The 15,533-nt window shown below is 48.4% G+C and carries 10 protein-coding genes; 5 read left to right on the forward strand and 5 right to left on the reverse strand.

Going from position 1 to position 15,533, the window contains the following annotated elements; all coding sequences use genetic code 11:
• On the reverse strand, positions 1-864 hold the full coding sequence (gene lgt / locus AC1XTG_RS05930) for a prolipoprotein diacylglyceryl transferase (RefSeq protein WP_056279998.1): 864 nt from the start codon (positions 862-864) through the stop codon (positions 1-3).
• Between the two features lie 49 nt (positions 865-913).
• Here lgt and yidD point away from each other — a divergent pair, with 49 nt between their 5' ends.
• Positions 914-1,123: a membrane protein insertion efficiency factor YidD gene (gene yidD, locus AC1XTG_RS05935; protein WP_056279999.1), complete on the forward strand. Its 210-nt coding sequence runs from the start codon at positions 914-916 to the stop codon at positions 1,121-1,123.
• On the opposite strand, the gene AC1XTG_RS05940 is transcribed toward yidD, so the two are convergent.
• Both AC1XTG_RS05940 and prmC read right to left on the reverse strand, forming a co-directional pair.
• Entirely contained in the window at positions 1,124-2,077 is a 954-nt protein-coding gene (locus AC1XTG_RS05940; RefSeq protein ID WP_031528773.1) for an AAA family ATPase, read from the reverse strand.
• Positions 2,078-2,101: 24 nt separating this feature from the next.
• Positions 2,102-2,962, reverse strand: a complete 861-nt coding sequence (prmC, locus tag AC1XTG_RS05945; protein ID WP_056280000.1) for a peptide chain release factor N(5)-glutamine methyltransferase — start codon at positions 2,960-2,962, stop codon at positions 2,102-2,104.
• A 91-nt stretch (positions 2,963-3,053) separates the two neighbouring features.
• Between prmC and ribD the strand changes: the two genes are divergently transcribed.
• Positions 3,054-4,121 carry a bifunctional diaminohydroxyphosphoribosylaminopyrimidine deaminase/5-amino-6-(5-phosphoribosylamino)uracil reductase RibD gene (gene ribD / locus AC1XTG_RS05950; protein WP_484841356.1) on the forward strand — a complete coding sequence of 356 codons (1,068 nt, stop codon included), beginning with the start codon at positions 3,054-3,056 and terminating at the stop codon, positions 4,119-4,121.
• Here ribD and AC1XTG_RS05955 read toward each other — a convergent pair.
• The gene (locus AC1XTG_RS05955) at positions 4,118-4,891 is read right to left on the reverse strand and encodes a shikimate dehydrogenase family protein (protein WP_484841357.1); all 774 of its coding nucleotides are present in this window, start codon (positions 4,889-4,891) and stop codon (positions 4,118-4,120) included. The genes ribD and AC1XTG_RS05955 overlap by 4 nt on opposite strands.
• Positions 4,892-5,120: 229 nt before the next feature.
• Between AC1XTG_RS05955 and AC1XTG_RS05960 the strand changes: the two genes are divergently transcribed.
• Together AC1XTG_RS05960 and AC1XTG_RS05965 are read left to right on the forward strand one after the other, a co-directional pair.
• Positions 5,121-10,508 carry a S8 family serine peptidase gene (locus AC1XTG_RS05960; protein WP_484841358.1) on the forward strand — a complete coding sequence of 1,796 codons (5,388 nt, stop codon included), beginning with the start codon at positions 5,121-5,123 and terminating at the stop codon, positions 10,506-10,508.
• A 113-nt stretch (positions 10,509-10,621) separates the two neighbouring features.
• Positions 10,622-11,605: a nucleoside hydrolase gene (locus AC1XTG_RS05965; RefSeq protein ID WP_056280007.1), complete on the forward strand. Its 984-nt coding sequence runs from the start codon at positions 10,622-10,624 to the stop codon at positions 11,603-11,605.
• A gap of 13 nt (positions 11,606-11,618) precedes the next feature.
• Here AC1XTG_RS05965 and AC1XTG_RS05970 read toward each other — a convergent pair whose 3' ends face one another.
• On the reverse strand, positions 11,619-12,725 hold the full coding sequence (locus AC1XTG_RS05970; protein WP_056280010.1) for an acyltransferase family protein: 1,107 nt from the start codon (positions 12,723-12,725) through the stop codon (positions 11,619-11,621).
• 193 nt (positions 12,726-12,918) lie between these two features.
• Between AC1XTG_RS05970 and AC1XTG_RS05975 the strand changes: the two genes are divergently transcribed.
• Positions 12,919-15,525, forward strand: coding sequence for a family 20 glycosylhydrolase (locus AC1XTG_RS05975; RefSeq protein WP_484841359.1), 2,607 nt, complete (start codon positions 12,919-12,921; stop codon positions 15,523-15,525).
• Positions 15,526-15,533 lie beyond the last annotated feature (8 nt).

Raw genomic sequence — 15,533 nt, forward strand, 5'->3', positions numbered from 1 at the left:
TTATCGGTTGTGCCTTACCGGAATATGCTGACTGCCTTCTGCCTGTTGAAGAGGGTTCTTGCGTGACTGGACAATGAAATAAATACCCAGCAACACCGCAGGAATACTCAGTATCTGGCCCATATTCAGTGCATAATTGTTCTCGAAGGCTTCCTGGTTTTCTTTCAAAAACTCATACAGGAAACGCAGCGTGAATACCCACACCAGGAACACGCCTACCATCAAACCTCTCGGCGTGGCAGCTTTGTATTTGTTCCAGATCCAGCAAAGCACAAACACAAGTATGAAGCAGGAAATGGATTCGTATAACTGAGCCGGATGGCGTGGTATCTGGCGGAATTCGGTGTTATGTAAAAAAACAAAACCCCATGGAAGATCGGTCGGCTTGCCAACGATCTCGGAGTTCATCAGGTTACCAAAGCGAATGAATGCACCACCAAGCGCGACGGTGATAATAATGCGGTCTATGACATAAAAGAAGGTTTGCCCGGTTCCTTTGCGGGATCGTGCATACAACCACAATCCGATAATCACACCAATAGCCGCACCGTGGCTTGCCAGCCCGGAGTAAGGAGGTATAATGACTTCGAGCGGATTTCTGAAAAGTGTTTCCGGTTCATAAAAGAGGAAATGCCCGACACGCGCGCCTATCACAATCGACAGCACCATGATCAGCGTGAGCGAATCGATATCTTCGAGCGACCGTCCTTCTTTTTTGAAAATGTAAATGACAATTTGCTGGCCTATCAGGAAACCAAGCGCGAAAAGCAATCCGTACCAGCGAACAGGGAAGGGGCCGAGCCCGAAGATTTCGGGTATGGTAAATATTTCGGGACTTGCATCCCAAAGAATGTACGAAATCATGCTAAAGGGTGTTATTTGTCAAAGATACTATTTTGAGACAAGAAGATAAATGAAATTTTTACTCATAGGATTGGTCCGGATTTACCAGGGAGTACTGTCCCCATATCTCCCGAATTCGTGCCGGTATACGCCCACCTGCTCGCAGTATATGATTGAGGCTGTGCAGAAACACGGCGCTATAAAAGGCGGCTGGCTGGGTCTGAAACGCCTTTCCAGGTGTCACCCCTGGGGCGGCCACGGCCACGATCCCGTACCTTGATCAGCCGATCGCTACTTTCCTTAGAATGGAATCAATGATGGTCATGGTCTTCACACCATCGGCCTCAGCTTCGTAGTTGAGCAATATCCGGTGGTTCATAATATCGGGAGCAAGTTCCTTGATATCTTCCGGCAAAACATAGTCCCGCCCTTCCAGATAGGCCAGCGCCTTGGCTGCGCGGTTGAGGTAAATCGTAGCTCTGGGCGACACTCCGAACTGAATATACCTGGCTTCATCCCGCAGGCCGTAGTCCAGCGGGCGGCGCGTTGCAAACACCAGCTCGATAATGTACCGTTCCAGCGTGTCGGAAATGTTCACCTTATTCACATTGTCACGGATTGCGAAGATATCCTCTTTATTCAGGATCGGCCGGATCTGGTAGTCATAGTTGATATCCGACATCCGCCGCATTACTTCCAGCTCTTTGGCTTTATCCAGGTAATCGACGTAGACCTTCATCATAAACCGGTCGATCTGGGCTTCGGGCAACGGGTAGGTTCCTTCCTGTTCAACGGGGTTTTGCGTAGCAAGCACGACGAACGGGCGGTCAAGCAGGTAAGTTTCATCTCCGATCGTCACCTGCTTTTCCTGCATTGCTTCGAGCAATGCCGACTGCACTTTGGCCGGGGACCGGTTTACTTCATCGGCGAGGATCAGGTTGGAGAAGATAGGTCCTTTTTTTACCTCGTAGTCACCAATTTTGGGTTTGTAAATCATTGTACCGATCAAGTCGGCGGGAAGCAGGTCCGGTGTAAACTGGATCCGCTTGAATTCAAGGTGAAGTACTTTCGCCATAACATTGATGGTCAATGTTTTGGCAAGACCCGGAACGCCTTCCAGCAAAATATGTCCTCCCGTGAAGAGCCCGATCAGCAGCCGGTTCAGCAGCTTATCCTGCCCAACCACTACCTTTCCCATCTCGTCAAGTACTTCCTTAATTTTTTCTATATACATCTATCAGAGTCTTTTACGGCAGGCTTAACCCCAGATCGCACGTACAAACCGGTCTTTTCCATTGATATCGCGCAGGATTTCAACGTTCCGGTAGTTTCTTTCTTCAAATACCTCTTTTGTTTCCGTCCCGAAATGCTCATTGATTTCTACGTAGCATTTTCCGGCTGGTTTCAGGTAATGTGTTCCAAAATCGGCAATTGCCTTGTAAAACAGCAAGGGATCGCTGTCCTCTACAAACAATGCTTCGTGGGGTTCAAAGCGAAGTACATTCGGCCGCATGTGCTCCTGCTCGGAGTAGGTCACGTAGGGTGGGTTACTTACAATGCAATCAAACTGAGGGATATCTCCTGACAATGGAAGTGTCATGTTGAGCATATCCTGCTTGGCAAATTTTACATCCGCAATCAGCTGCCGTGCATTTTCCTTTGCCACTTCAAGCGCCTCGTCAGAAACATCCCAGGCGTGAACGGATACGTGCGGCAGGAAGCGCGCGAGCACAATGGCGATACAGCCGCTGCCCGTGCCGATATCCAGGATAGAAATGTCTTTATCTGGCTCCGCGTAGTCGCGCGTTACCATTCTTACCAGCTCTTCAGTCTCCGGCCGGGGGATCAGCACGGACGAGGAAACACGAAATTCCAGGCCGCAGAACTCGGTAGACCCGATGATATGCTGCACAGGCTCATTATTGTTCAAACGGGTAATGATATCCTCCCAGTCCGGCTGTGCGGCATTTTGCGGAATCGGACGATCCACCAGTACATCAATGTTGCGAAGGCGCATATAATGCTCAAGCAGCATGAATGTGATTGCCTGGGCTTCTTTTTCAGGATATACTGTGATCTTTTTTACGATATATAGATATAGCTGGCGTGCCGAAGTCATTTCAGATGGTTTTAATAGCAATGTCGGAAAGTTAGCAAATAATAGGAACTCGCGAAAACTGTGTTTACACTCACCTTTGTATTTTTGCCTGATGAATACGGATATCAAATGGATGCAGCGGGCATTGCAGCTCGCAGAATACGGACGGGGGAATGTAAGTCCTAACCCGATGGTAGGCTGTGTGATTGTACATGATAACCTGATTATCGGCGAAGGCTGGCACCGGCAGTACGGCGGTCCGCACGCCGAAGTGCGCGCCATTGAAGACGCAGATAGGAAGGGAAATGCGGATTTACTGGCTGAATCAACAGCTTATGTAACCCTGGAACCCTGCTCCCACACGGGCAAAACGCCACCCTGCGCAGATCTGCTGATCGCCAGAAAACTGAGAAATGTTGTGGTTTGCAATCTCGATCCCAATCCACTGGTTTCCGGAAGAGGGATAGCCAAGTTGCTTGCAGCAGGCATTGAGGTTGAAACAGGTATACTGGAAGAAGAAGGATTGCAGCTGAACCGCCGCTTTTTCACCGCTATGAAGCAGCAGAGGCCCTACGTGATCCTTAAATGGGCGGAAACAGCAGATGGTTTTATTGGTAAAAAAGGCGGGCAGCCTGTTCCGATCAGTGGTGCATTGTCCAATATGCGTGTTCACAAATGGCGGTCGGAAGAAGACGCAATCCTGGTTGGTTTCAAAACCGCACTGGCCGATAATCCGAAGCTGAATGTCAGGCATTGGGAAGGCAGAAATCCCGTCAGGATAGTGCTGGACCGCTATTTACAGCTGCCGGAGACACACCATTTGTTTGACGGTACCCAAACTACGATTGTGGTCAACTTTTTGGAAGAAACCGTTGTCCCTGCCGATCCCGAAAGATATTCAGACATTCACCAGGTTGGTTACCTCAAAGTTGACGCTGAGCAGGAGCAAATCGGCCAGCTGCTGCAAGGCTTATTTAAAAGAAAGGTCCATTCCGTTTTTGTAGAAGGCGGCACGACCGTGATCAATGCATTTCTGCAATCCGGCTTCTGGGACGAGATAAGAAGGTGCCAGGGGGCGATTGAAATAGGCGAGGGAGTGGCTGCTCCGCTGGCAAAGGGTGTTTTGATAAAAAGCGAAAAGGTGGAATCCGATCTGTGGAGCTTTTACCTGAACCGCTAAACGCTCCAGAGGTTTTCCTCAGTCGTCCAGATCTCCCAGGATTTTTCAGCTTGTAACTGCAGCATTTTCAATCCATTCTGGGTTACCGCGCCCTTTTCCATTCCTTTTTTCAGGAACAATGTTTCAGCTGGATTGTATACAAGATCATACATGAAATGCTTCTTCGTAATCCATTGATATGGAAGGTCCGGGCATTCTTCTGTATTTGGGAAAGTACCCAGCGGCGTCGTGTTGATAATCAGCAAATGCGTACTCAGGATTTCTTCTGTCAGTTCCTGGTAAAGAATGGTGTCATTGTCTTTCTGTCTTGAAACAAGCTGAAATTCAACGTGCAGATCTTGTAAAGCCACCATAACTGCTTTGGCCGCACCGCCATTTCCCAGCACAAGTGCTTTGAAGTTACTGCAGTTTTCCCCGCGCCGGTCAAGCCACTCTACAAGCGACTGACGAAAGCCATAGTAGTCTGTATTAAAACCCTTTGTACTTCCGTCTGCATAAATCTTGATTGTATTCACAGCACCAATGCGCTCCGCCGATGTATCATCAAGGTCATCAACGTAAGCAATCACGTCCTTTTTGTACGGAATGGTCACATTAAGTCCACGCAAATCCGTTTTTCTCTTCAACAAAGCAGGTAATTCTTCCAGAGATTTCATTTCGAAAAGCTCGTAACTGCTCTCCTTGATCTTCTCCCTAACGAATTTGTCTGTGAAATAGCGCTTGGAAAATGAATGTGTAAGTGGGTAACCGATTAGTCCGTATAAATCCATAGGTACTGCTAAAGGCCAGCTGTGAAATCGCGAAGTTAAACCAGTACCCAGCTATTTGCAAAATTTCTTGTTACCTCCGGCACCTTCTGACGTCTAAAGGGAAAGCTCAGTTGAGCGTGCAACAACCATCAGGAATGTTCTACTCAACTAGTATAAAAGCCAAGCCGAATTAATTTGTAAAATGCTATTTAATGAGTAGAATTACCTAATCTTATTAGTATCTAAATGTATGAAATGGCGTAAGCTCTACCTCCAAATTGTTTTAATCAGTTTTATCTCGGTACCTGTTTTTTCTCAGCAAAAGCGGGACTATACCATTCAGCTCAGAAGTGGATCATTTACACCCGAAAAGAACGTCAGTGAAAAAAGTGCCTCGCTTCGCCTGTCCGGGGAAGGTGGGCAAAAATCTTTTGTAATTATTCAGTTTGAAGACATTCCAACCGCACAGGAGCGCAATCAGCTCCGGGCAGAGGGGATCGAGCTGCTGGAGTACATTCCGAATTATGCTTATACCGCAACGGTGACCGGCAGCAACAGTCAGCGTGCATTGGCGCGGACGAAAGGCCGGGCCATTATTGAGCTTTTGCCGGAACAAAAAATGCAGGCTGCACTGGCAAACGGGCGGTTTCCCGCATATGCTGTCAGGGAGCCGGGTACAGTGGATGTATGGATCAATTATCCCCGCACATTCTCCGCGGAAGAGGTAAAGGATGGTCTGAAAACAGTTGACGCAACGCTTGTTTCAGAGCAGTTTGCAGCTTACCAGATTCTCGAACTGCGTGTTCCTGCCGGCAGGTTGAAGGAGCTGGCGGCTCTTCCTTTTGTACAGTACGTACAGGCGCGGCCACAGCCCGACAAGTCTTTTAATGATAAATCAATCACCAATTCCCGTGCAAACGTGCTGCGTTCCAGTCTGCCTATCGGGCGCAATATGAGTGGAAAAGGGGTAGTAGTGGGTATTGGCGACGATGCGAATCCGTCACAACACCTCGATTTTAACAGTCGGCTTATCAGCCGTAACCCGGCTGAGGCAGGTGTTCACGGGGTTCATACAATGGGGATTCTCGGCGGAGCTGGTATTGTCAATGAGCGGTATACGGGTTATGCGCCCAAATCGACCATTGTAGTCCAGTATCTGTCGAACATTCTGGCTTATTCTCCTCAGTACGTGAAGGATTATGGAATGGTTGTGACGAACAACTCTTATGGTGGAGATATTAATAATTGTGAAACATTCGGGGTTTACGATCTCTATTCATATATCCTCGACCGTCAGGCATTTCAAATGCCGTATTTGCAGCACGTATTCGCGGCAGGGAATAATGGTGCCACTAGCTGCAGCCCGTATCCCGCAGGTTTTGCCAATGTTCTGGGCGGTTACCAAACTGCCAAGAATGTGATCAGCGTAGGTAATACTTCTGAAACCAGTGTTATTTCCAATGGTTCTAGCCGCGGACCTGTACGCGACGGTCGTATCAAGCCTGAAATCATGGCGCAGGGTGCATCTGTAATGTCCACGATCCCGGTGAACTTATACGGGAATGGAAGCGGCACCAGTATGTCGTCGCCGGCTGTTGCAGGTGGTCTGGTACTATTGACTGAGCGCTATCGTCAGCTACACGGCGATCAGAATCCGAAGAATGCACTTTTGAAAGCATTGGTTTGTAATGGAGCTGTCGACAAAGGGAATGAAGGTCCGGATTACAGATATGGTTTCGGCTGGCTCAACCTGTTGCGCTCCCTGAAAATGCTCGAATCAGAAAGTTACCGGAACGATTCTCTGGAGCACAATGCGGTGAAGGATTTCACTATCCAGGTACCTGCCAACACGGCGCAGCTCAAAGTGATGCTTTACTGGAACGATCCTGCCGCCAATGTACTTTCTGCGCAGAACCTTATTAATGACCTTGATTTAAAAGTAGTAAAAGAAGGTACTGCCACGCTCCCAAGGCTGCTGGATCCAACTCCCGCAAAGGTGAACGCCATTGCGGTTACCGGCACCGACCATACCAACAATATGGAGCAGGTTACCATCAACAATCCCACGGAAGGCAGCTATACCATTACGGTGAATGGAACATCAGTGGCGCAAAATCCTTTGCAGGAGTATGTGGTCGTTTATGACATGATACCCAATTCGATTACGCTGACAAACCCTGTTGGCGGAGAGCGCCTGAAAGACGGAGACGCGTTTTACATTCACTGGGATGCGTTCGGGAACAATGCGAGTACGTTTACAGTAAGTTACAGCCTTAACGATGGATCATCGTGGACACCGATTGGCAACAATTTAGCGGCTTCTGTAAGGCAGTTTTCCTGGACAATCCCTGCGGGCGTGAAAAGCGATAAAGCAAGGATACGGGTAGTGCAGAACAGCACTGGCGCCGAAAGTATCAGTGAGCCTTTTACTATCCTCGGGGTACCGACACTTACTCTTTCGAGTCTGCAATGCGAGGGGTATATCTCACTGGAATGGACTGCGATAACGGGTGCTACCGACTATGAAGTAATGATCCTGAAAGGATCAGAGATGGTTTCAACCGGCGTGACGAACTCAAACAAATTTGTACTGGCCGGACTTTCGAAGGATTCGACACACGTACTGAGCGTGCGTGCGCGACTAAATGGCCAGCCGGGGCGGGCTGCGGTGGCGATCAGCCGCCGCCCGGATTCAGGTACCTGCGCAGGTACAATTTCCGATAAAGACCTTAAGATTGAATCTATCCTGACTCCGGCAAGCTCGGGCAGGCAGAACACTTCCACAGAGTTGAGCAGCTCGGTTTTTGTTAAAGTAAGGATCAAAAACCTGGATGATGTGGACTCTAATGCACCATTTGAAGTGGGTTATATGCTGAATGGCGTTGCTGTTCCTCTTGAAACGATCACGCCATTTATTGAAAAGGGAAAGACGTACGATCACACCTTTTCAGCTGGTGCCAACCTGGCGAGTCCGGGCGATTATACGCTTAAAGTGTACATTCACGCAGCATCTGATCCGGTGATTGGAAACGATACATTGACCAAAATTTTCAGACAGCTGCCCAATTACCCGCTTACCCTGCCTTTTGTGGATGATATGGAAAGCCTGCCTGTTCAAACGGTCGTTGCAAATCAGATCGGCTTGAAAGGGGATGGGCGGTACGATTTCTCCTTTTCTTCAACGGATGCGGGCCGCGTCAGGACTTTTGTTAATTCAGGTTTGGCCAATTCAGGCCAGCGCGCTTTAACACTGGACGCAAACCGGTATTTCTCCGGCGGGAACACCAACTATCTTGAAGGTACATTTAACTTATCAGACTACGACATTGAAACCGCTGACGTGCGGCTCACTTTCAGCTACAAAAACCACGGGCAAAAGACGCACGCCAACAATAAAGTGTGGATAAGAGGAAAAGATACCGATCCGTGGATCGAAGCTTATGATCTGTACGCCAATCAGAACCCGGCGCTGGAAGGATATAAGACTTCGCCAGGCATAGAAGTAAGCAAGTTACTGGCTGCCAATGGGAAAAACTTCTCTTCCAGTTTCCAGGTAAGGTGGGGGCAATGGGGCCGCATGATTGCAGCAGACGAAGTGAGCGGAGCAGGATATTCCTTCGATGACATTGAGCTATATGCTGTGGCAGACGATATTCAGGTGTTAGGGCTTGCAAGTCCGGCGGCTGAAAGCTGCGGCCTGGGTGCGCAGGAGTCTGTTACTGTTAAAATCCGCAACAGCTCGTCCCAGGCGCTGATTGATGTACCTGTTTCTTATCAATTGAGTGATGGTACCATTGTTTCTGAAACCATTCCGTCCCTGGCGAAAAGAACGACGGTGGACTACACCTTTCAAGCGAAAGCCAATTTGTCTGCGCTCGGTTCACAAACCGTAAAGGTGTGGTCGGCGCTGGCGACTGACAGTTTCCGTGATAACGATACGCTGCTGTTGTCGCTCTTCAATGCACCGGTTATCACTGCGTTTCCATATTTGGAAACCTTTGAAAGCAACAGCGGATACTGGTTTGCAAAAGGGATAAACAGCTCATGGCAGCATGGTACGCCGCTTTCGCCGTTGGTTAATACCGCAGCAAGCGGGAGTAAAATCTGGAAAACCAACCTGACTGGCTGGCACAATGACAAAGAGGAATCGTACCTCTATTCACCCTGTTTCAAAGTGGATGGAATGGCAGCGCCCACATTGAGTTTCAGCGTGGCACTGGATCTTGAATACTGTGACCCGACACCCTGTGACATTGTTTATCTCGAATATTCAGGAAACGGAGGTGCGTGGACGCGGCTGGGCGCTGCGGGGCAGGGTACCAATTGGTACGACCGGACGTATTCAGGAAAAGGTGCATGGAGCAAAGAAAGCGACCTGCGCTGGCGTGCTGCCAGCATTGCATTGCCCACCGGCTTTACAGATCTGAAAATTCGTTTTGTGATGATATCCGACGGATTTACAAGCCGCGAGGGGATTGCTTTGGATGATATCCACATTTATGATAAACCGAATGGTATCTACGATGAAGGTACAATGGCCTCTGCCACAGAACAGAATGTAGCAGGCGGGAATGCTTGGGTCCACTTCACACAAAATGGGAAGCTGATAGCGTCGGTTTACCCGAACGGCCAGAACCTGGGGAACACGCAGGTGCAAAGTTATCTGAGTGCCGGCGCAGTGCGAAGTGCCAATTTGAACTACTATCTCGACCGCAATCTTAGCATCAAACCGGCCAATGGAACGTTGCAGGATTCAGTCGGGGTAAGGATATATTTTTCCGATGACGAAGTTAAAACCCTGATTGCGGCGAGCGGGTGTGAGTCCTGCGACAAGCCTGAACATGCATATCAACTTGTGCTCTCGAAGTACAGGAATGCAGACACCGCCAAAGAAGATGGAACCCTGGCCAATAACTCAGATGGTGGCTGGACTTTTCATGACGGTGCGGAAGTCCGGATTGTGCCTTTTGATAAGGGTTATTATGCAGAATTTAAGGTAAAGAACTTCTCTGAGTTCTGGCTTGCGAAAGGTTTTATCGGCAGCTCATCTTCATTGCCGGTGGATCTGATCAGCTTTAATGCCAGGAAAAAGGGTGGGGTGGAGCGGAGTAATGATGTGGTTGTGGAATGGGAGACTGCCTCCGAGGAAGATTTTGACCGTTTTGAAATTGAAGTTGCTCCCGGCAATGAGGCTTACAGAAAGGGAATGTTTGCCAGGATTGGCGAAATAACCGGGCGCGGAAATGGGGCAGGCGGCACCAGGTATTCTTTCAATGATCAGACTATAATAAAAACCGGCGTACGGTACTATCGATTAAAAATGATCGATAGCGACAGCTCATTTAAATATTCCAGCGTGCGACCGGTGGTATTTGACGAGAAAATAGAGTGGGGTATCTATCCAAATCCTTCATCGGGCGTATTCCAGGTCATGTACCAGGCAGATCCCGGCAAGGAGGTTACATTCAATTTGTATGACCTGACCGGGCGGCTGTTCAGGAAGGCAAGTACAGAGGCTAATGGTTTTCCTCAAAAGGAGATGATCGATTTGTCAACTACGGCTTTCCCGCGGGGAATTTACCTGCTTGAAGTAGCTAATGGGAAAGACAAGCAGGTATTTAAGCTTTTGAAAGAGTGATTCCAGGCTGTTAACATTCGAATTTATTTTAACTATCCGGCAAATGCAGCAAAGCTCCGGGATCAAACGAATATAGATTTGGTGTTACAACTGAAAGTTATATTCCGAGTACTATGAACAAGTTTTTATCTGTTATCCTGTTTTTTCTCACATTATCCAATCTTCAAGCGCAAAACAGAGGTGCATCCGGCAGGGCTGTTATTCTGGATACCGACATCGGTCCTGACTACGACGATGTGGGTGCAATGGCGGTTTTTCACGCGCTTGCGGATAAGGGTGAAATCCGCCCGCTGGCTGTGGTTTCCTCTAATAAAAATGAGCTTGTTGTTCCGGTAATCGATATTTTGAACACTTACTTTGGTCGCCCGGAGCTACCAGTTGGCGCACCCAAAGGCAGGGGCGTAAGCTTTGGGGCTTCTCAGAAATGGCCCGAAATGCTGGTCAGCAAATACCCTCCACACATTGCTAAAACCTCTGATGCGCCGGATGCAGTACAAACCTACCGCCAGGCCCTGGCCAAAGAGCCGGATGGTAGTGTAACGATCGTTACCATTGGTTTTCTGACCAATCTGGCCGATTTGCTGAAATCACAGCCAGACAAAATTTCTCCCTTGTCCGGACCTGCATTGATCCGAAAGAAGGTCAAACAACTTGTATCCATGGCAGGTGCATTTCCGGAGGGACGCGAATACAATGTTTATGCAGACTCGGTTGCCTCAGCGGAGGTATTTGCCGAGTGGCCCACGGAGATATTATTCAGCGGTTTCGAAATAGGGAGGGATATCAAAACAGGATTGAAACTGGTTGCTAACGAAGGATTGAAGAGCCCGGTTAAGGAAGTATTTGCAATGGCAATGCCGCTGAGCAAGGAAGACGCAGGCGGCAGAATGAGCTGGGACCAAACTGCTGTGCTCGTTGCTGCGCGGGGCGTGCAGCCTTATTTCAGTTTAAAGCGCGGCAAGATCATTGTGGAAGGCGGAAGCAATAAATGGCGGGATGATCCAATGGGGCCGCATGCGTATTTAGTTCCTAACATGCCGGCGGAGCAACTGGTAGCAGTGATTGAAGGATTGATGATGTGGCAGGGCAAAAGATAAATAATCTCCCATTTCATAGTTTGATGAAAATCCTTCTTCTGAACAGCAGATAGACGGGGATGAAATTGATACCAACAAAGAACAGCGCATAAAGCATGCTCGCCAGTTTCATGCTTATCCCTGCTGAGACGAATATGCTGACGCCAATCTCGTTCAGTGTTCTTCCTGAAATTTCCCATTGATAAAACGGAATGGAAAGGATATCAGCCAGTACATAGGCAGCAATCGCATTGGCGCCGAATATGACGCCCGGTGTAATTGCTGCTTTTTTGTTTTTAATATCAATAACAAAGTACAGTACACCCAGGAGCATGGAGGCAAATCCTGAGGTAACCAATACAAAGGAGCTCGTCCACAGATTCTCATTTACGGGAAAGGTAAGTCCCCAGAAGTATCCTGCACAAGCAGCTAAGAAGCCGCCGGAAACCAGATAGTTGCTTTTTTCATTTGCTGTTGCTGGCAGCAGAAGTACCCTGCCAGCGAGCATTCCCGTGATCCCGGTGGCGATCGCCGGGAAGGTGCTCAGTATTCCTTCCGGATCCCAGTTGCCCTGCCACATTTTGCCGGGCAGGTATTGCTGGTCTACCCACGCGGCGAGGTTCAGGCCGGGTTCGAGCACTACGATTCCTGCTGTCGGAGTCGGGATCAGTGTCATAGCCAGCCAGTAGCCGACCAATATTGCAGCTGCTACGATAGCCTGCTGTTTCCAGCTTGTATTCAGAAAGAGCAGTGCGCATACCAGAAATACGATCGCAATGCGATGCAGCGTACCTGTATACCGCAGGTCGGAGAAGTTGAAATGGGGTAGCATATTCAGGAACATTCCCACAGCGAAGATCTTGACAGACCGGATCAGGATTTTTCGGTGCAAGGCGGAGTTATCCCCGTTTCCGGTCTGATTTTTTGAATAGGCGAGTGCAATGGACACACCCACGATGAACAGAAAAACAGGTGCGATAAGGTCTGTGAATGTAAGTCCATTCCATTTTGAATGGCTAAGTGTGGGAAAAACATGGTCTTCGTCCCCGGGAAAGTTAACCATAATCATAGCCGCGATCGTGAATCCGCGCATTGCATCAAGCGACGAAAGCCTGGAAGTTGTTCCCGTTAGTTTTTGCATTAATCCACCATTTTTAAGCTGTATTACAGGTGAATGTTTTGGAAAGACTATCAGGCGCATAATTAAATGAATATTACTGCTGGTAAATCACCCGCGCTAGTATATTTTGCCGACTTATCAGTATTACAATCGTCAAATACTTACTCTCTTACCCTAAAAGTCACTGGCACCGGCAAATCCGTATTCAAACCTTATGAAAAAATTATTCAACTATCAGTTTCTCGTTATCGCGATCCTCTTCCTTTCGGGCTGTGGCAAATCGGGCCAGATCAGCAAGGAGCAAGCCGAGAAAATCCGTGTTTCCTGGAAGCTGGTGAACAACTTTGGTGAGCCTGACGGTAGTTTCGAGGCCAGGTTCGTGATCAAAAACGGTAGTGATATCACTTTGGACGGTACGAATTGGAAGTTGTTCTTTAACATGTCGCCACGACCAATCCAAACTAACAAAACGCCGCAACCTGCCACAGTAGAGCATATCAATGGCGATTGGTACAGAATGGTAGCTGCAAAGGATTTTAAACTCGCTCCGGGCGATTCGGTGATAGTCAATTATACAGGCACCGAGTCAATTATCAAAGAAACGGATGCGCCAATGGGCTTGTATTTTGTTTTTTATGATGATGAAGGCAAAGAGAAGGAGATCGTGCAGGTCACCGAGTATGCTGTGGAGCCTTTTGTTGCCAAAGAACAGATCCTGAGAGGAAAAAGAGACTTGATGCCAATTCCTACGGCAGAAACAAGATATAAACACAACTTACCTTTTACCAAAGTAGCCGCAGATCAGCTGTTGAAAATCATCCCAAGTCCGGTGAAGCTTACCGCAGGACAGGGTACATTCACGCTCAGCAGCCAAACGCAGGTATTTTACCAGGATGGTTTAGAAAACGAGGCAAAGTTCCTGATTCAGAAACTTCGTGAAATGACAGGCACGGACCTGCCTATACGTGCAGGGGTGCCTACTGGTGACTCTGCGGAAGCACCGGCCATTGTTTTGAGAACTGGGCCGGTTAATGTGAATGGGATTTCGCGGGAGGCTTATAAGCTGGCGATAGGAGAGACGGGAATCTCCATTACGGGAAGCAATGCTGCGGGTGTTTTTTATGCAGTGCAAAGCCTGGTACAACTTGCGCCCGTTGAAGTTTATCAAAAGCAAGGCACGCCTGTCGTTTTCAATTATGTGCAGGTAGAGGATGCACCCCGCTTTCAGTTCAGGAGCATGCATTTGGATGTTGGACGTAATTTCCAGACCAAAGAATCGATCAAGCGCGTACTGGACCTGCTGGCTTCCTATAAGATCAATCACTTTCTTTTTTACATCACGGAAGACGAAGGCTGGCGGCTGGAAATTGACGGCCTGCCTGAGCTGACCGAGGTTGGCGCGCATCGGCAGCACACGTCGGGAATGGAAGCTTCTGCATTACATCCTGCATACGGTTCCGGTCCAAAAGCCAATGATAAAGGCAAATATGGAAGTGGTTTCTATACGAAAGCGGATTTTGTCGAGATACTTAAATATGCTGCCGAGCGCCACATTAAGGTTATTCCGGAAGTTAATTTTCCGGGACACGCATTGGCGGCCATCAAATCAATGGAGGCGCGGTATGAGCGTTTAATGAAAGAAGGCAAGGAAAAGGAAGCAAATGAGTACAGGTTGATTGATCCTGCGGATAAGTCGGTTTACCTGTCGGCGCAAGCATATAAGAATAATGTGGTTGACATTTCACGTGAGTCGACTTACCATTTTTACGAGAAAGTGGTAGATGAAATAGCAAAGCTGTATAAGCAGGCCGGGTTGACACTTGACACATTCCATACCGGCGGAGACGAGGTTGCAGAAGGTGTATGGACGAAGTCACCTAACATTGCGAAGCTCATGAAAGAGCATCCGGAGATCAAGGAGTACCGCAATTTGCAGACTTACTTTGTCAGGAACCTGCTGCCAAGACTTGAAAAGCGGAACCTGAAAGTACATGGCTGGGAAGAAGTTGCATTGACAAAAACAGCTACCGGCGCTTACCTGGCTAACCCGGAGTTTGTTAACCGTCCGGTAGTGCCTTATATCTGGAACAATGTGTTCGATGTTGATCTGGGTTATAGAATGGCGAATGCGGGCTATCAGGTGGTACTTTGCAACGTGACCAATTTCTATTTTGATATGTCCTACAATAACGATCCCAAGGAGCCTGGCTTGTACTGGGGTGGGTTTGTCGATACCTGGGATAACTGGGCTTTTGCGCCATTCAATATGTTCAAGACTACCGAGGAGACGGCAATGGGCAAGCCTATGAAAGAGGAGTTTGTCGGTAAGGAACAGCTGAAACCTGCCGCAAGAAAGAACATCCTGGGTATAGAAGCGCAGCTTTGGTGCGAAACGATCAAGGGCCGCGATATGATGGAATATATGATCCTGCCCAAGCTGCTTGGTTTTTCAGAAAGTGCCTGGGCTGCCGAAAGGAAATGGGAGTTTGTTGCTGACGATGCTGCCAGAAAGAAAATGATGCAGGAAGGCTGGAATCTTTTTGCCAATACCATGGCGCAGAAAGCACTTCCGAAATGGGCGTATATCAATGGAGGATACAATTACAGGATGCCAATGCCGGGCGCTGTCATAGAAAGCGGTATGCTGAAAGCCAACTCGGAGCTCCCTGGACTAGTGATCAGGTATACAACCGACGGGTCGGAGCCAACAGCCAAGTCTGACTTGTATGAAGCCCCTGTGAAAGTTACAGGCACTGTGAAGCTGAAATGCTTTGACATTGCAGGCAGATCGGGCCGCACAAGCGTGGTCAGCGTACCTTAATCCGAAGC

This window comes from Dyadobacter sp. HNCC25DJ183 (genome assembly GCF_056895175.1).